This is a genomic window from Nitrospirota bacterium (assembly GCA_040754395.1).
GTDB lineage: Bacteria > Nitrospirota > Thermodesulfovibrionia > Thermodesulfovibrionales > SM23-35 > JBFMCL01.
Genome location: JBFMCL010000012.1, coordinates 1 through 16,518, shown reverse-complemented (window position 1 = coordinate 16,518; position 16,518 = coordinate 1). Strand labels below are relative to the sequence as shown.

Here is a 16,518-nt window from a genome sequence, read left to right as displayed (position 1 = left end):
CAGTCTATATTTCTGTGTGCACACCCATAAATTGAGGGGCAGGAGTACCTGCGTTATCCTGTCTGATGTAATTCGGCACGATATGTTGAATTACCTGCAATGCATCGCTGACAGAATAACACTGTATGCAGCGTTCTAAATTCATCATATGCTGTTTCAGTGATGCCATCGAAGGAACTTCAGGGACAGCCATCAACAGCTTTTTATGGGATGTTGTTATGGCTTTTTCTGAAATATCAAAGAGCTCTTCATGGAGTTTTTCTCCCGGTCTGAGACCAATGAAGTCAATCTGAATTTCCCTGTAGGGAATGAATCCTGACAGACGAATGAAATTCTCGGCCATGTCAATAATCCTGACCCGCTCCCCCATATCCAGGACGAATATTTCTCCCCCTTTTCCCGATGCAGCTGCCATAAGCACAAGATGTACTGCCTCAGGAATGAGCATGAAGAAACGCTCCGCATCTGGATGGGTAACGGTGAGAGGCCCTCCCTTCTTGAGTTGTTCCTTGAAGATCGGGACAACGCTGCCATTGGTACCGAGCACATTGCCAAAACGCACGGTAGTGAATTTCGTTTCGGATAAGGCGTCCATATTCACTGTAAGGAACTCGGCGACCCGTTTGGTTGCTCCCATGATATTCGTCGGATTGACAGCCTTATCAGTGGATATGAGGACAAAATTCTCTGCCCGGTATTTTGCAGCAGATTCAAGGAGGTTCTTTGTACCGAAAATATTGTTTTTGACCGCTTCGATCGGATTGTATTCCATAAGCGGGACATGCTTGTATGCTGCCGCATGAAATACGATATGGGGCGTGTTCTTAGCAAAGATACGTTCCAGGCTCATAACATCCTGTATATCTGCGATTATTGTAGAAATAGTTGATCCGTTTTCCCTGGTTCTGAGTTCGAGGTCGATATCAAATAAACTGTTTTCATACCTGTCCATCAGTATAAGATGAGAGGGACAATATCTCAGTATCTGCCTTGAAAGTTCTGATCCGATTGAACCGCCGGCTCCTGTCACCAGGACACGCTTGCCGTGAATGAACTCTCTTAATGAGGTGATATTAGTGTCGACAGGTTCGCGCTGAAGCAGATCTTCAAGTGAGATAGGCGTGATATGTGAGATGCCATAATGCTTATTGAGAAGGGAGACCAGCTTCTCCTCGGTGATGTAGCCGAGCTTTACAAGCTTCGCTCCAAGCCTGCCTCCCTCATTTTTCTGCAGTGAAAGAGCTTCCTGCACCTGTTGCTCTGTCACCAGATTTGCCTTTACGAGTATCTGGCCTATTTTGGTCGATACGGAAATATTGCCGCCGAGGATGTCGTTTATGCCGGGTAGTTTCTTGATGGTAATGTTATGCGGTTTGCATATTTCGTATATTTCTCTGATAGTCTTCTGGGTATCGGCTTCAGTGATAAGTACTTCATCAGGTTTGTGTTGCTGTATGATCTCGTCGAGCATGCTGTATGTCCCGAGGATAGGTATGCCATGGATGGTGCTTCCTCTTTTTTGTATATCGTTGTCGATAAATCCGATGGGACTGTATGAACTATCGCGTTTATACATCATTTCCCGCACAAGCATTTCTGCAGCATCACCTGCTCCGACAAACAATATCTTTTTCTTCGACGGGTTGTGTGTCATATATTCCCTGAAAACCCTTATGAACAGTCTGTTCCCGCCTGATATCGAAATGAAAATAATCCAGTCCAGGAAAAAGATTGATCGCGGATAATCTTCCTCGCCTATCACAAATCTTACAATGAGAAGAAAAAGTATGCTTCCGATTGTCGTAGAATGAATGATTTTCATCAGATCGCTGACACTTGCGTATCGCCATAAGCCTTTGTGCAGACCCGACTGCATGATAAAGACAAAACGTATGAATACGAGCAAAGGGAGGTAGGTGAGAAACTGATTCAGATAAAAGGGAGAGAGCTTTGACTCGAAACGGATGATAAATGCCAAATAGTTGGCAACAATTGCCTGAAGAAGAAGCACGAGAACAATAAACAGACGACGATGCTGTATGATCGCTTTTTTCACGTCCCTGTATATTCTGGTGAATGTTTTACCCATCTTTCCCTGATCCTGATTTGTCTAAATTTCTTCTAGGTTATTTTCAGAATTGTTTTACAGATAAGCTTCAGATCCGTTGAGAGGTTATGGTGATCAACGTAGTGCAAAGACAACCTGATTTTTTCTGGAAGAATTTTTTTTTTGTATGCCTCTTCCCAGTTGTCTGCGGATGCTAGGATAGTTTCCTCATTGGAATATTGAATCGACGCCGGATCAGTAATCCCCGGACGAATCCTGAGCAGTCTCGAATAATCTGATTTATAGATATTCACGTATTCCTCAACTTCAGGCCTTGGCCCTACAAAACTCATGTCTCCCTTCAGGACATTGAATAACTGCGGCAATTCATCAAGTTTGTACCTTCTCAGATATTTCCCTGTTCTCGTAATACGCTTGTCGTGTGAGGACGTGATCTTTGGTCCATTTTGTCCGGAATTATGAGCCATGGTACGGAATTTGTAAATTCTGAATGCCTTGAAATCTTTGCCGATTCTTTCCTGCCTGAAAAAGACTGGTCCTGCATTGTCCATTTTTATCGCAAGGGCAATACCTGCAAATAAAGGCAGTAACACAATAATGCCAAGAGAGGAAAAAACAAAATCAAACAGACGTTTCAATTGCTAAAATTTTTTGCGATATCTGCCACAGCATCTGTTACTGATCGTACATCCTCATTTGTCATGCCGGGATAGATCGGGAGCGAGATGACCCTCTCATAAAACCATTCAGACATTGAAAAACCATTCAGGGAATATCCATGGGCATTCCTGTAATACGGGTGCCTGTAAAGGGGAATAAAATGGACAGATGTCAGTATCCCCCGTTTCTTTAGCTCTTCAATGAACTGATTCCTGTCAATTCTGAGTTTCTCAAGATTGAGCTTGATCACATACAGGTGCCATGAGCTTTTCCTGTCAGATTTTACGTAAGGAGTGATGAGCTCATCACATGGCGTAAAAGCTTCTGAATAGAGTGCGGCAATGTTTTTCCGTCTCTGCCACATCCAGTCGGCTTTTCTGAGCTGGGCCAGACCGAGAGCTGCCTGGAGGTCAGTCAGGTTATACTTGTATCCTGCCTCCATGACCTCGTAATACCATGATCCTTCTTTTGTATATCTTTTCCAAGCATCTCGAGAGATTCCATGCAACCGTAGCATTCTGAGCCTGTCAGCCCACTCATCATTTTCGGTAGTCACCATGCCACCCTCACCTGTGGTGATCGGTTTGGTTGCGTAGAAACTGAAGCACGTCATATCGGAGAGTGTCCCTATTTTTTTATTTTTGTACCAGGCGGGGACGGCATGTGCAGCATCCTCAATGACTGAAAGACGATATTTTTTGGCTATCGCGGCAATTTCGTCCATATCGCAGGGCTGCCCTGCATAATGTACGGGGATAATTGCCTTCGTTTTCCCGTTAATATGTTCCTCGATATTTCTATAATCGATATTTCCCGTTTCCTTTTCTATATCTACCAGTACGGGTTTTGCCCTGAAGTAGGTGATGACTTCGGCTGTTGCAGTGAAAGTCATGGCGGGTAGTATAACCTCATCATTTTCCTTGAGCCCGATTGTTTTGAGTGCCAGATGAAGACAGGCGGTGCAGGAGTTCATTGATACGGCATTCCTCGTACCGATGTATTCCCTGAAAGTATTTTCGAAATTCACCGTGGTTGGTCCCATGGTTATCCATCCTGAACTCAGTGCATTGACAACTCCTGATATTTCGTCTTCAGTAATGTACGGCTTGTGAAAAGGGATTTCCATATGTTCTGAGAATTATTTCAGCAGGATAAAGATTAGTAGGCTCAAGAAAGCCAGCGAGACGGCGGTGATGACAATTATTGTCGGAAGATGCCGGAGATACTTATAATGACGGGATAGCAGCGATTGGACATGCATATTCCCCCCTGCAGCATAACTGGCAGTGAAAGCCGCTGATTCATTGGTGTTCCGATCTTCATGGCTGTAACTCGGAACGTCATTTGGCCCCAGATTTGCAATGTTCCTGTATGCCTCATTTATTCTCCGGGTCATTGTCTCATTTCCCTTGAAGGACGGTGACCTGTCAGGGTGGATCAATAAAAGGAGTCTTTTCCACCTGTGCTTGACATCGGCTGCTGTTGCCTGATCTGGTAACCCAAGGGTGAGATAAGGATTCTGATTTCTATTGAACATGAGCAGATGAATGATCTTCAATGCGGCAGAACGGATTTTTTCAGGCGGTATTTTCGTAAGGCCTGAAAGGCTTTCGACAGCGTCCGGGTTTTCGAGAAGATGGAGCAGGATATCATAATATCGTACGCCCTTATCGTAAATTTCGTTTACGGGGCAACCCTCATAGAATCTGCTTATAAGGCCGGCAGCAGAAAAAAAAACATGCTTCCTGTTTCCATTGAAGGGCATCTCTCTGCAAGTCTTTCCGAATGCATTTGAATGGTAATCCGGATAAAACTACTTTTCCTTGTCGCCAAAATAAGACGAGTAGTATGCAGAATGATAGTAGTTATATGAGCCGTATTTAAGGTCGCTTTCCTTTACTCCGTTTAGCACGACACCAAGGATCCTTGCATCGATTCCCGTAAATACCTTTTTGGTTTCCTGCAGAACCTTTATCGGGGTTTCATTTGCTTTTACCACCAGCACGGTACCGTCAACAATCTTGCTGAGATAAATCGCATCAGGCAACCCCATAACAGGAGGAGAGTCGATAAGGACAAATTCAAAGAATGGCTGGAGTGCATAAATGAGGTCCTGCATGCGTGTGGAACCTATAAGTTCGGACGGATTGGGTGGCACGGGACCTGAAGTCAGAACGCTGAGCCCGCGCATGCTCGAAGGCTTGATGAGACCGTTGTCAGCAGAATCAAAATCTACATGACCAGCAAGAAAAGAGGAAAGTCCGACTGAGTTATCGAGGCCGAACGCACTATGCAGCATAGGCCTTCGCATGTCGGCGTCAATAATAATACCTTTCCCGAGTGATTCCAGCAAGGCATTGGCGATATTGATACAGGTCGAAGTCTTGCCTACTTTCGCATCGGGACCAGTAATAAGCATGGTTTTCGGAGGCTTCGATGAAGAAGACAAGAGGATAAAAGCGCCGATTGAACGGAACGCTTCCAACACCGGGCTGACCTTTTTATTGTTGACAACTACAGGAGTATGAGAAGTTGGTGGATTCGACTCCAGATGAATAATTTTTGGCCGTGAGGAAACAGATACATGCTTTACGTCATAGACGTCAGGAATAACACCGAGGATTGGAAGGCGGGCTTTTCTTTCAATATCATCTGTGTCTTTGATACTGCTGTCAAAATACTCGGCCAGAAATGCGAGACCGACTCCGCCCGCGAGACCGAAGATGATAGAGAGGATGATATTAAAAGGGATATTCGGCTGGAACGGATATTTGGGCAAGATGGCCTTATCAAGAAGCTGGATATTCGTAGCTTTGTTGCTTGCAGAGACGCTTACTTCATTCAGGCGTTGAAGGAGGCTGTTGTACAAGCCTTTGTTCACGTCAACATCCCTCTTGAGTACTTCATATTGCGCAGCAGAGCCCTGAAAGGAGAGTACCTGCTGTTTTTGAGAATTCAGCGCCCTTGTGAGATTTTCTTCCTTTTTCAGTGCATTCTTGTAATCTAGCTCAGCTGATTGGATGATTTTTGTGGTTTCCTGAGAGATTCTGTTAACTACAGAATCCATCTGATTTTTGAGACTCTTCATCTTCGGGTACTCGGGAGTGTATATTTTCAAGAGATTATCATATTCTGCTTCAAGCGATGCATGCTGTTTCCACAAACCCTGTATCATAGGGTTGTTCAGTATGATTGGATTGTTGGGTCCGGAGTCCTTTACCTCGCGGTATAACGCCTCTTTCTGAATTCTCTCCGTGGTAACGCTGTTCAAGGCAGCAGAAATATCGGACAGCTTTTGTGAATAGAGGTTGTTATTGTTGCTGTTAAATACTATTCCATTTTTTGCCGCATATGCGTTAAGTGTCTGCTCTGATTCCTCCACTTTCTGTTTCATTACTTCAATCTGCGACTGCAGGAAATTTTTTGCTTCTTTGCTGGCATATATTCTGGTCTCCAGATCGAAGGTTATATAGGTCTGTGCAACTGCATTTGTCACATCCATAGAAAGTTCCGGATTCTGTGATATGAAACTCACTTTAACGAGCTGGGAGTTTTTTACGGGAGCTACCACAATACGTGAGATAAGAGAATCTATCATGTAATCTGGTATTTCATATAGTCCCTCTGAGGTGTTGCTGTTTGCTTGTGGCTCTTTTTCGGGTTTTGGTGCGGTAAGAAAACGGTAAAAATCTACAAACAGTCCGACAGTATTGTCAAAGATGAACCTTTTCAGTCTGGTCGGGATGTCTGCGGGGGGAAGGAAATTCTCATTCTTCTGCAGTTCCAGGTTAGCTATTACTCTTCCAGCAAGGCTTCTGCTTTTCAGGATTTCATACTGGGTCTGATAATAGTTGGCGCCAAGAGCATCGATCTGAACTCCCTGAAAGGAAAGGACTCTCGGGGTCTCACTCTCGATTTTCAGAACGGCGGTTGCCCGGTAAAAAGGAATCTTCAGAAGGGAAAATATCAAGGTGATGACAATGACGGAAACCAGGAAAATGAGTACCATCGATTTCCGCTTAAGGATGATATTGAGATAGTCCCTCAGATGAAACTCCTCTTTGTCTTTATTTTGGAGATACTCTATGTACGTGGAAATTGAGCTATCCTTGGGCTCAAACTGTTTCAGTTCATATTTGTTATCCATAAGTTTCCCTTTATGCAGTCGTTAAAACCCAATACCTGGACGAACACCGCTGAACCCGAAATAGCCGAAATTGAAATATCCTGCCAGCCCGCCCAGAAATCTTTTGAAACTGCTGCTCGATACGATAATAACATCCTTGTCTTTTATTTCAACATCCGGGATTTTTCTTTCAAGGATTTCATCATAATCAATAATAATAACATCTCTTTCCTGCTTTCCGGAATCACGGTATATCTTGATATCTGACTTCGTTGCATCCATATCCAACCCCTTAGCAATACTGATGGCCTGTGTGAACGTCATTTTCCCCTTCAGTGGAAAAGATCCCGGACTTCTGACTGCACCGTCTACAAAGAAAATACCGCTCTTCGGAACGAGAATTACGTCGCCGGCGTGCATCGGAATATTGAATGCAATCTGCCCTTTTATCAATAGCTGGTCCAGATCAACAACGATATTGTTGGTTGTCTGCTGATCGCCTGTATCCGGTAGAGTGCTTCTCTGGACTATGCAGATGTCACCCGCATCTCCGCTGAGACCTCCGGCCAAAGAAAGAAGCTCCAAAAGGGATCTCTGGCCAGAAACATAGTATACCCCGGGCTTCTGTACAGAACCGAGCACGGTAATCTGCTGGCTTCTGTACTCTTTAATGAATATCCCGACCACCGGTTCTGAGAGGTACGTCTTGTATTTTCCGGCAATAATGTGCTCAAGTTCTGATGTGGTGTGGCCAGAAGCTTCTACCTTGTCAATCAAGGGTAATTTTATGAAACCCGAAGCGCTGACACGCGCTACAGTATCCAGTTCCTTTGCCTGAAAGAGGGTTATTTCAAGTAGATCTTCAGGACCGATTATATAATCAGCTGCAGAGGACATTTTTTGAAACGCAGTGCTTTTCTGGAGTATCTCTGCATTCAGTCTTTCAGTTTTTGTCTCAGAGGTGTGCTGCGCGATCAGTGCTTCGGGACGTATGTCACGTCCCGCACAGGAAGAAAGAAGCAGCAGGAGAAGAAATGCCGTTAGCGCCAGCAGACTTTGTATCATTTCATTTCTCAGTAATCTGACCATATTCTCATACACCTTTTTTGTGTGAACAAATTATTTCAGAAAACAGAATAACCCTCTAAGCCGGAAACACCCTGAAGCGCTATTTCGTTTACCAGAAACCTGAACTTTTCATAGTCAAGAGGCTTTACCATGCAGAATGATTGCGGAAGATTATCAAGAAGGCGCAGTATCTCCCTGTCCACATGGTCGGTAAGGATGATTGTCGGGAGGTTAATTGTTTTCACTTTCTCGAGCATGACGGCATCGAGAGGATAACTTGTTATCAGCAGGCAAAAAGTTTGATAATTGAGCTTTTCGGGCAAGCATTCGCTGCTGCTGAAACTTTTCGTCTTGTATCCTTCAAGTTCAAGGAGTGCGGAACATACCCGCGAAAACGTGCTTTCATCTATTATCAGAACCCTTTTCATGTGTTTTTCGGTAGTGCTGGCCATACAGTATCCGGGCGGTGCTCCGCCCCCTCAGTTACAGAAACAGTACCGAGAAGGTAATGATGATACTTGGACGAAATATTTACCGTTGGTTACTGAAAGAATGCACTGAAATATCAGGCATCTTCTACGTCATCAGAACTGATATTAAGTCCGATGCTTCTGCCAAGGAGATTGATATTGACGATAAACATATAATTGGCTTCTTTTTTCAAGAGAAATCCGTCAGCTCCCTTGAGGGGTCCGCGCCTGATCCTAATATGGCTTCCCTCCTTGAGATGGGGATAAATGTCCAGTTCTTTGCCGCTTTCTATCATGAGTCTCAGGGAAGAAAATTCCTCATGATTTACCGGCGTAGGAACTCCCGAGTCTAATGAAACGAATGTGACCGCCCCTTTTGTCTTGAGCACCTTCATGAATTCATCAGAACGCGGCTGAAGATGAACAAAAAGATACCCGGGAAAAAGAGGAAACTCGACTGTTTTTTGCCTGTCCTTCCATTGTCTTCGCTTTGGTATTGAAGGGAGAAAAGTCTCGATGTTTTTTTCCTTTAATGCACTGTCAGTGACAAATTCGTGTTTTGACTTCACATACAAAGCAAACCATTCCTGCATTGATTCCCCCTCGGACGTATTGTGTCCCCCCAGAGACATCCTTTCATAAAGCATAATCAATGCCAGATAGGTCTTTTTTGCAGAAAATAATTCATATGTATTAAACAACAACTTGAAGAATACGGGACAACTAAAACAAATTAAAGGGATATGAAGAAAGGTTACGTCGAGTTATCTGAATTTTTTAATAGAGGTAATGCATAAAAAGACGATACTCAGAAAGTAAAAAATGTGCCCAAAGTAAACACTTGTTCCGGGAACTGTATCCATTGGAAACAGATTATTTAACGGAATTATCTCTCAGCCTTTTGTAGAATGTCTTCCTGGAAATGCCGAGCATCTTTGCGGCCCTAGATTTATTGCCATTACATTCAGCCAGCGTTCTTGTGATGACCTGCATTTCCAAATCCTTCAGGGTTTTCTTTGTATCTGTTCCGGAGGAGTCTTTCTGTGAAGCAATATCCTCAGGCAGTTCTTTGATCGTTATGGAGCGGTCTTTTGCAAGGATTGTTGCTCTTTCTATGGTGTTTTTCAGTTGCCTGATATTGCCGGGCCAGTGATATTTCTGCAATATCTTCACTACGTCATCGGTAATGGTGAGCGATTTATTCTCCCGGCTGCAGAATTCACCGAGAAACTCCGTTACTAACTGGGGTATGTCATCTGCCCTTTCCTTCAGCGGGGGTAAATGTATCTGTATGACATTAATCCTGTAAAAAAGATCTTCTCTGAATGCCCCTTCGGCAATCATCTTTTTAATATCGCGGTTAGTCGAAGAAATCAGACGGAATTCGACCCTGATTTTTCTGTTGCTGCCGAGCCTCTCAATCTCGTTTTCCTGAAGAACTCTCAAAAGTTTTGCCTGAAGCGGCAGTTCGAGGTCTCCGATTTCATCAAGAAAAAGGGTGCCTTCAGAAGCTTCTTCAATCTTTCCGGTCCTCGATGAAAGGGCACCGGTAAAAGCGCCTTTTTCAAAGCCGAATAGTTCTGATTCAATAAGGTCCCGCGGTATAGCGGCACAGTTGACCGCGACGAAAGGCTTTTCTTTCCTTCTGCTTGTGCAATGAAGCAAACGTGCAACAAGTTCTTTTCCCGTTCCTGTTTCACCACAAAGGAGCACGCTGCTTGCTGAATCCCGTACGGTTTCGATCGTGGTAAATATTTTTTTCATCTGTGGTGTAGAACCGATCATCTGAACGCTGCGGTTTTCCCCTTGCGGAGTTTTTTTCTGGAACATCAATTCCCTTTGAGAATGTCGCTGATCCAATGCCTTCTTGATGGTATGCTTGAGCTTTATGTAGTCCGGAGGTTTAATGAAATAATACGACGCTCCCTCGGTCATCGCGGTAACTGCGGATTCAACTGTTCCGTATGCGGTAAGAAAGATAACCGGGATATCAGAATGGTATTTAGTAATGTTATCGAATAGTTGCATGCCATTCATACCGGGCATTTTTACGTCTGTAATTACCAGGTCCACATCGCCCCTTGAGATGCGTTTCATTGCTTTTTCTGCATCCATGGATTCAATAACCCGATACCCGGCGTCCGAAAGGATGGCAGAAAGCACTTTTCTCGCATTCGGCTCATCGTCAACAACAAGAATATTGCCTTTTGCGGCCATCATGACATTACTGGGAGATAGAGCTGTACCGTTGTCCCAATCCCTTTCCGGCTCTTGATTTCAAGATGACCACCGCTTGACCGGAGTATCTCACGTGTGATGAAGAGCCCCAGTCCTTTTCCTTTGCTTTTTGACGCTGCAGGGGCCTTCTCAGATATACCTTCCGGCATCCCTCCGCCCGAATCAGAAACCTCGATTAATGCAAACTCACAGTTCGAACGGACTACGGGAATGGATCTCACCCGCAACCTGCCACCGGATGGCATGGCTTCCAGAGCATTGTTGATGATATTCAGGATGGCATGTTCAAAATAGAAAGGGTTCATCATAACCGGAGAAATGTTCCCGTATTCGAACACAGCCTCTATCCCGTGAGATTGTGCAGCAAGAGATATCATGATGGCGGTTTTTTTCAGAATTGCGTTCAGATCAGCTTTGTGAAGAGCCTTATCGACCAGGGAGGTGCTGAGAAAATTCGCGATGAACTGGTCGAGCCGTGATATCTCGTCTTCAATAATTTGGGTAAACTCCGTCAGCTTTTTTTCCCGGGAATACTTTTCCCGCAAGTAAATAACAGCGCCTTTTATTGCGTTTAACGGATTTCTTACGCCGTGCGCAAGGGTTGCTGCAACCTTTCCTATCTCAGTGAATCTGTCCTGCTCAATGTCCCGGTACGTTTCACAACTGAGGCGGGGCCTGACCGTTATTCTTGCACTGGAAACTTTGCCGTTTTTGTCTTTCAGGGGCGAAATCTGGATATCTGCACGGGCTTTGTCACAAAGGAAAAAAAGCTGATGATTATTGAGCCTGAGCGGTTTCCCGTTTTTGATAGCCAGTTTTACCGCGTCTTCTCCGGATTTGTAAACAACCGGCATCACTATACTATAGTGCAGGCTTTTCGGATTGGAAAGAAGACCTTTGTATATTTGCTCAAATGCACTGTTCCACGAAGTAATTCTGAGTCTATTGTCTACAGTCAGTGCAAGACGGGCACTTTTTCTCTTTTGCATGAATATCTCGTTTTCCCCTCAAACTAAAATTTTAATCCCGACAATATTATTTTAACGGTTTTTGTTAAAGAGTCAAGAGTTAAATTTGTAGGAGATTCCTGAACTTCTATCGTAAACTCAAAGAATAACTGGAGGTTACAGGTATTATTACCCCTATTAAGGAAGAGTCATCAGCCTGAATACCGTACTGACAGTATACTTTTTGTAAAGTTCACTTGACCATCACTGCCGGAACATGCTGCGTAACCATGTTTATTCCGGAACATCCCTGAGTTTTTTGCATTCAAGAAGATCGTTGCCGCAGTATCCCGACTCATCGCTTATTTCACATTTCCTGCATATGTCCCAGTGGATGCAATGCAAGGTTTTGCTCAGCGGCTTACCACACTCTGAACACCACAGGAATCCGCATCTCACACAAAGTCCTACGGTGAAATCCTCTATCCCCTCTGCCTTCTCACAATTTTTTGTCTCACTGCTACCGCATTCCGGACACTTTCCTGTCATTACTTCTGCCAAAAATTGTTCTCTGCTGACCGCCGATGACTTCTCCCTGGCTTTCTTGAGCAGAATCTTTATGTCTTCGGGAAGAGATACATATCTATTGAATAAATCGATATTTTCTCCCATTTCAGGTCTGTTTTCCATTGTTATTTAGGATTTCTTTCCATTCTGCTTTCTATTGGTTCTCTCCTCATGATAATGCAAAATAAATGCCATGAGAGAACCCTTCAAATTACCTGAATGCGTGAAAAATGCGGCACAGATGCTCCTTTACCTGAACCTTTCGGGATACCCCCAAAAAGCATTCCGGTCGTCTCTGAGCAGCATATCTGAGGCTTCAGCGATGATACGCAAATGGGTGCGAAAAACTAGTCCCCGGGTCGCAAGATTATCAGGAGGTGAAACAAAGTGAGTTAACTGGTACCCAGGAAATCTTCAGGGTTTTACCCGATTACCGGAAAGGATATTTTTTTCTGAACTCGCCAATCCGTGTTTTGTATTTCCTGACAAGATATTCAATCGCTTTTTTCTCCCTTCCTGCGCGGGTTCTGAACATCTCGTTCCAGTAAATCAGGAACACCTTGAAGAAGTAGAACAGGAAAAAGGCAAACCATTTTCTGTATTCGTCGTGGGTCTGTTCATAATCGAAATAGTGAGCGCCCAGTCTCTTCTCGACCTTATCCATGAAATATCTGTGGAGAATCCCTTCAGGGTCTGCATGGGCAAATTTGCTGCAAAGGTCATGGATTTCCGGCAACCCTGCTGCCAGCGGGAATGTCTTCTGATTCATCTTGATGGTCGATTTAATGTTCCTGAAAAGTTCCTCCCACCGGGAGGGATTTCTGCTTTTTTCAAGGTAGATTTCAGATGCCTCCGGATTCTTCAAAAGGTAATAGGCAGTGAAGGTGCTGTCGAGGGCAGATCTCAGACAGCGGAAGGATTGAGTTTTGTGAAATCTCAGGAATGCGGCGATGCCAGCATAGAACTCCTGGTGTGATATCAGGGAGAGAAATGCGGATACCCGGAGGTTCGGAGTATCGGGCAGAGTGATCTTCAGGCAGAGATCAAATAAATTGTCCAGATCCATGACGAGCTGGTAATCCTCATCCAAAAGTTCGATGCTTCTGGACAAATTGGCATCTTCTATCGAAAGATAATGTTCAAACCCTTTAAGCGGTTTCATCTCAATGGCTACTTCGGATAGATGTGCAGATCTCTTTGCGGAAAGGGTATGGTGATCCCGGACGCATTGAAGTTTCTGTAAATCTCACAGTTTATTTCATGGAGTGTGAGACCCCTCAATGCCGGCTCCTTTGCCCAGCAAAGGAGCTCAAAATTCAGGGCGGAGTCTCCGAACGCCCTGAACCTGACACGGGGAGCAGGATCAGAGAGAATGTTGCCGTTTTTTATTGCAATCTCCAGCAAAGTCTTTTCAACGAGGTCGATATTACTACCGTAGGCGACCGATACGGGTATTCTGACCCTGAAATTAGGGATCGGAGCGCTTTCATTGACAATTTTCGAGTTTGCAATGATCGAATTGGGGATCGTGATAAGTATGTCGTCCCTTGTCTGTATCCTCGTGCTCCTGATTCCAATTGCAACAACTTCACCTCTCTCTCCTGTTTCGAGCACAATATAGTCTCCTATCTTATACGGTCTGTCCATGAAAATGCTTATTCCGCCAAAAAAATTGGATAGAGTATCCTTTGCAGCTATGGCGATTGCAACCCCTACAATGCCGGCAGATGCCAGAAGGGGAGTGATATTCACCTCCCAAATGGTCAGTATGCCCATAAGCGCAGCAGCGATTATGAATATCTTGAAGACATTTTCTACCAGAGGAACAACATCTTTTCTTAATCCTGTTGCATCAGAAGTCCTGTCGAGGGAGTTATCAATGATAATGCCAGATATTTTGATGACAGTGATGGCCCATATTATGGCTATCAGGGAGTATACGATGTTATTGGTGTAGAAAATGATGTTTGGAGAAGTGGTAAGGTATGCAATGACAAAAGGACATCCAATCAATACAATGGTCAGATAGACGGGTTTGTGGATCACGTCAATTATCCTGTCGTCGGCATCATTTTTTGTAAACCTTGTGAATTTCCGGAAAACCTTGTCGATCAGGATATCGGCGATTTTGGCAACTATGAAAATTACACACAAAGATATTGCAGCATTGACATATGGTGATTCAGAAATATTAAGGGACTCTATCAGTCCTGTCATGTGGAAAACCTGTGAAAAAACATGATTGTTCAATTATACCAGAAAGAAAAGAAGGGGGTTTCTGTTTTCAGAAAAACAAATATGGTATATGAGAGTGCGTCGGCTGCTGATGCTGCATTCCCGCAGACGTCCTAAAATTCCGATATATCAATTGAAAGATTTATGGTTTTTCATCAGGGGTTCCTTGATTCGGCTATCTATAGGCTACTGTCGGCATTTCAAAATCGAGAGCTATCCGGATCCCGCCAATCCTTCAGCAGGGGAAATCCTCTTTCCTGAAGGAACTGTCTGATTTCATTGAATGTCGGGATACCTGCTCTCCCTCCGATTTTCCTGCATTTCATAGCAGCTATAGCGGATGCAAACGTTACAGTGTCCCTGAGGTCCCACCCCTGCAAAATACCGTAGATGTATCCTCCGTGGAATACATCGCCTGCTCCCGTGGTGTCAAGGGCATTCACGTGGAAGGCGGGTACATGAAATGACTGATTATCTGTAACCGTTATACTGCCAAGATTTCCCTGTGTGACTGTCAAAACCTTTACCCCAAGTCTTTTCTTTTCCTCCTGCAAAGCCTTCTGGGTCAGAGACCAACCGAGATCCACTGCGAACTCCTCTGCGGTTACCAGATAGTCAGACAATCTGGCTATTTCAAGCATACCTGGACGTGCCCGGCCTGCATCAAGCATGACCGGTATTTTCCGTTTCCTTGCTTTTGCTGCCGCGTAAATTGAAACATCGCTCATGAGACCGTCAAGAATCAGGAAACTGCAATCATCCAGAAAATTATCGTCAAGTTCTTCAGGTTTCAGAGGCTCCCCGGAAGGTCTTTGCCAGAATATCGTTCTTCCGGCAGTTCCCTTCTCAATTACGATGAATGCGAGCTGGGATATTCCGGCTGATCTCCTGAGAAGACCTTGCGTGTCAATTTTTTCAGCTGCCAGTGAGTCCCTGATTTTCTTTTCAGTATCATCATCCCCCGTAATCCCGAAAAACCTGCATTGCATGCCAAGCCGTGAAAGGGCAACAAGGGCGGTGGCTACCGGACCTCCGCTTTGTTCATGCCATTCAATCACCTCTTTCTTGGTGTCCGGGCGGGGGTAGGAATCAACAATCGCAAGATAATCGAGGGAACACTGTCCAATGCCGACGACGTGCATTGAGTATTATACATTCAACACAGGGAAGGGTGCGCATGTGTCATTTGCGCCTCAGTGTGAGGGAGGATATTTCGTGAGACAAAAGCAGGGGGATTGTTCTATGATAAACAGCATACGATATTGTCAAATGCGTTTAGTATAATGTAATTATCACTGTATATTCTGACACTTGGGATATTCCGTACCACCGTGAAAGCGGTAGGACTGAATATACATGAACAAGAAACCTGTGATCATGAAAGATACCATAAACCGGAAAACAGACAAGATCTGGTGTCCTGAAAAAGAAGGGTTTCAATATATAAACGCATGCGCTTCAAACTGCAAAAAGAACTACCTCTGCAAAGCGTATGAAGATTACCTTCAGCCAAGGCTTTTCTGAGCGCCGGAAACAAAGGCTCCGCTAATGCTGTTTTACAGTCGTCTTTACCTCAAAAGCAGGCGGTTTCATAATTGTTTTTTTCACTGCACACTGTTCGGCGACTTTTACAAGTGCCTTGTGATATTTCTCAGGGAAGTCCGGGGGAACAAGAATTTCGATGACGATTTTTTTGATATATACCTTGCCATCATCCGTTTTTCCGTATTCGAGACGCTGAACAAGCGAGATATCCCCGGCAGGGATCTTCCTTTCTTCACAGAAACTGAGGACATAAATACCCGCACATGTGCCGATAGACGCAAGAAAGTGTTCGAATGGTGAAGGGGCTGATCCCTCACCGCCATATTTTGGCAACTGGTCGGTGTGAATTGTGAATCCGTTGAGTTCAGCATCGACTTTTTTCTTCCCGGGAAAGGTAATCCTGATCTCTATTCCAACCACCTCCGTTCTCTTGCACTTTGAATGCGTAATTATACATTATACGAAGACATTACTGTCCGGTTAAAATAGAGCCCCTTGGATAGGAGTGTCCTCGCTTATTTTTAATCTATCAGGCTTTAATGTAAGGATATCTATGATAGCCTTTCTTTCGAAAAGCATTTCTCGTATAACACG

The 16,518-nt window shown here is 44.3% G+C and carries 16 protein-coding genes; 1 reads left to right on the top strand and 15 read right to left on the bottom strand.

Annotated elements, in window-relative coordinates:
• Nucleotides 1-4 precede the first annotated feature (4 nt).
• From AB1552_07635 to AB1552_07570, 14 genes are all read right to left on the bottom strand, one after another.
• A complete protein-coding gene (locus tag AB1552_07635) occupies nt 5-2,089 on the bottom strand; it encodes a polysaccharide biosynthesis protein (protein ID MEW6053642.1) in 2,085 nt (694 codons plus the stop codon).
• 32 nt (nt 2,090-2,121) lie between these two features.
• On the bottom strand, nt 2,122-2,706 hold the full coding sequence (locus AB1552_07630) for a sugar transferase (protein MEW6053641.1): 585 nt from the start codon (nt 2,704-2,706) through the stop codon (nt 2,122-2,124).
• The gene (locus AB1552_07625) at nt 2,703-3,854 is read right to left on the bottom strand and encodes a DegT/DnrJ/EryC1/StrS family aminotransferase (protein MEW6053640.1); all 1,152 of its coding nucleotides are present in this window, start codon (nt 3,852-3,854) and stop codon (nt 2,703-2,705) included. The genes AB1552_07630 and AB1552_07625 overlap by 4 nt, the downstream gene beginning before the upstream one ends.
• A 12-nt stretch (nt 3,855-3,866) precedes the next feature.
• The gene (locus AB1552_07620) at nt 3,867-4,493 is read right to left on the bottom strand and encodes a J domain-containing protein (GenBank protein ID MEW6053639.1); all 627 of its coding nucleotides are present in this window, start codon (nt 4,491-4,493) and stop codon (nt 3,867-3,869) included.
• A 48-nt stretch (nt 4,494-4,541) separates the two neighbouring features.
• Complete coding sequence (locus tag AB1552_07615) at nt 4,542-6,875, bottom strand: polysaccharide biosynthesis tyrosine autokinase (protein ID MEW6053638.1); 2,334 nt, start codon at nt 6,873-6,875, stop codon at nt 4,542-4,544.
• A gap of 21 nt (nt 6,876-6,896) precedes the next feature.
• Entirely contained in the window at nt 6,897-7,943 is a 1,047-nt protein-coding gene (locus AB1552_07610) for a polysaccharide biosynthesis/export family protein (GenBank protein MEW6053637.1), read from the bottom strand.
• Between the two features lie 35 nt (nt 7,944-7,978).
• Complete coding sequence (locus AB1552_07605) at nt 7,979-8,374, bottom strand: DNA-binding response regulator (protein MEW6053636.1); 396 nt, start codon at nt 8,372-8,374, stop codon at nt 7,979-7,981.
• A 113-nt stretch (nt 8,375-8,487) separates the two neighbouring features.
• A complete protein-coding gene (locus tag AB1552_07600) occupies nt 8,488-8,985 on the bottom strand; it encodes a UpxY family transcription antiterminator (GenBank protein ID MEW6053635.1) in 498 nt (165 codons plus the stop codon).
• A gap of 280 nt (nt 8,986-9,265) precedes the next feature.
• On the bottom strand, nt 9,266-10,612 hold the full coding sequence (locus AB1552_07595) for a sigma-54 dependent transcriptional regulator (GenBank protein MEW6053634.1): 1,347 nt from the start codon (nt 10,610-10,612) through the stop codon (nt 9,266-9,268).
• The gene (locus tag AB1552_07590) at nt 10,609-11,619 is read right to left on the bottom strand and encodes an ATP-binding protein (protein ID MEW6053633.1); all 1,011 of its coding nucleotides are present in this window, start codon (nt 11,617-11,619) and stop codon (nt 10,609-10,611) included. Before AB1552_07590 ends, AB1552_07595 begins: the two co-directional genes overlap by 4 nt.
• 252 nt (nt 11,620-11,871) lie before the next feature.
• Nucleotides 11,872-12,267: a hypothetical protein gene (locus AB1552_07585; protein MEW6053632.1), complete on the bottom strand. Its 396-nt coding sequence runs from the start codon at nt 12,265-12,267 to the stop codon at nt 11,872-11,874.
• A gap of 307 nt (nt 12,268-12,574) precedes the next feature.
• The gene (locus tag AB1552_07580; protein MEW6053631.1) at nt 12,575-13,306 is read right to left on the bottom strand and encodes a hypothetical protein; all 732 of its coding nucleotides are present in this window, start codon (nt 13,304-13,306) and stop codon (nt 12,575-12,577) included.
• An 8-nt stretch (nt 13,307-13,314) separates the two neighbouring features.
• The gene (locus AB1552_07575; protein ID MEW6053630.1) at nt 13,315-14,361 is read right to left on the bottom strand and encodes a mechanosensitive ion channel domain-containing protein; all 1,047 of its coding nucleotides are present in this window, start codon (nt 14,359-14,361) and stop codon (nt 13,315-13,317) included.
• A 218-nt stretch (nt 14,362-14,579) separates the two neighbouring features.
• Nucleotides 14,580-15,521: a sugar kinase gene (locus AB1552_07570; protein ID MEW6053629.1), complete on the bottom strand. Its 942-nt coding sequence runs from the start codon at nt 15,519-15,521 to the stop codon at nt 14,580-14,582.
• A 214-nt stretch (nt 15,522-15,735) separates the two neighbouring features.
• Here AB1552_07570 and AB1552_07565 point away from each other — a divergent pair, with 214 nt between their 5' ends.
• Nucleotides 15,736-15,903 (top strand): hypothetical protein, encoded by a 168-nt coding sequence (locus AB1552_07565; GenBank protein MEW6053628.1) that lies wholly within the window; start codon nt 15,736-15,738, stop codon nt 15,901-15,903.
• 21 nt (nt 15,904-15,924) lie between these two features.
• Here the strand turns inward: AB1552_07565 and AB1552_07560 are convergent, their stop codons facing one another.
• On the bottom strand, nt 15,925-16,344 hold the full coding sequence (locus AB1552_07560) for an OsmC family protein (protein ID MEW6053627.1): 420 nt from the start codon (nt 16,342-16,344) through the stop codon (nt 15,925-15,927).
• Nucleotides 16,345-16,518: the final 174 nt, after the last annotated feature.

Coding starts and splice junctions, on each gene's coding strand:
- AB1552_07635 (MEW6053642.1), bottom strand. CDS start 2,089: ATGGGTAAAACATTCACCAGAATATACAGGGACGTGAAAAAAGCGATC.
- AB1552_07625 (MEW6053640.1), bottom strand. CDS start 3,854: ATGGAAATCCCTTTTCACAAGCCGTACATTACTGAAGACGAAATATCA.
- AB1552_07620 (MEW6053639.1), bottom strand. CDS start 4,493: ATGCCCTTCAATGGAAACAGGAAGCATGTTTTTTTTTCTGCTGCCGGC.
- AB1552_07615 (MEW6053638.1), bottom strand. CDS start 6,875: ATGGATAACAAATATGAACTGAAACAGTTTGAGCCCAAGGATAGCTCA.
- AB1552_07610 (MEW6053637.1), bottom strand. CDS start 7,943: ATGGTCAGATTACTGAGAAATGAAATGATACAAAGTCTGCTGGCGCTA.
- AB1552_07605 (MEW6053636.1), bottom strand. CDS start 8,374: ATGGCCAGCACTACCGAAAAACACATGAAAAGGGTTCTGATAATAGAT.
- AB1552_07600 (MEW6053635.1), bottom strand. CDS start 8,985: ATGCAGGAATGGTTTGCTTTGTATGTGAAGTCAAAACACGAATTTGTC.
- AB1552_07595 (MEW6053634.1), bottom strand. CDS start 10,612: ATGATGGCCGCAAAAGGCAATATTCTTGTTGTTGACGATGAGCCGAAT.
- AB1552_07590 (MEW6053633.1), bottom strand. CDS start 11,619: ATGCAAAAGAGAAAAAGTGCCCGTCTTGCACTGACTGTAGACAATAGA.
- AB1552_07585 (MEW6053632.1), bottom strand. CDS start 12,267: ATGGAAAACAGACCTGAAATGGGAGAAAATATCGATTTATTCAATAGA.
- AB1552_07580 (MEW6053631.1), bottom strand. CDS start 13,306: ATGAAACCGCTTAAAGGGTTTGAACATTATCTTTCGATAGAAGATGCC.
- AB1552_07575 (MEW6053630.1), bottom strand. CDS start 14,361: ATGACAGGACTGATAGAGTCCCTTAATATTTCTGAATCACCATATGTC.
- AB1552_07570 (MEW6053629.1), bottom strand. CDS start 15,521: ATGCACGTCGTCGGCATTGGACAGTGTTCCCTCGATTATCTTGCGATT.
- AB1552_07565 (MEW6053628.1), top strand. CDS start 15,736: ATGAACAAGAAACCTGTGATCATGAAAGATACCATAAACCGGAAAACA.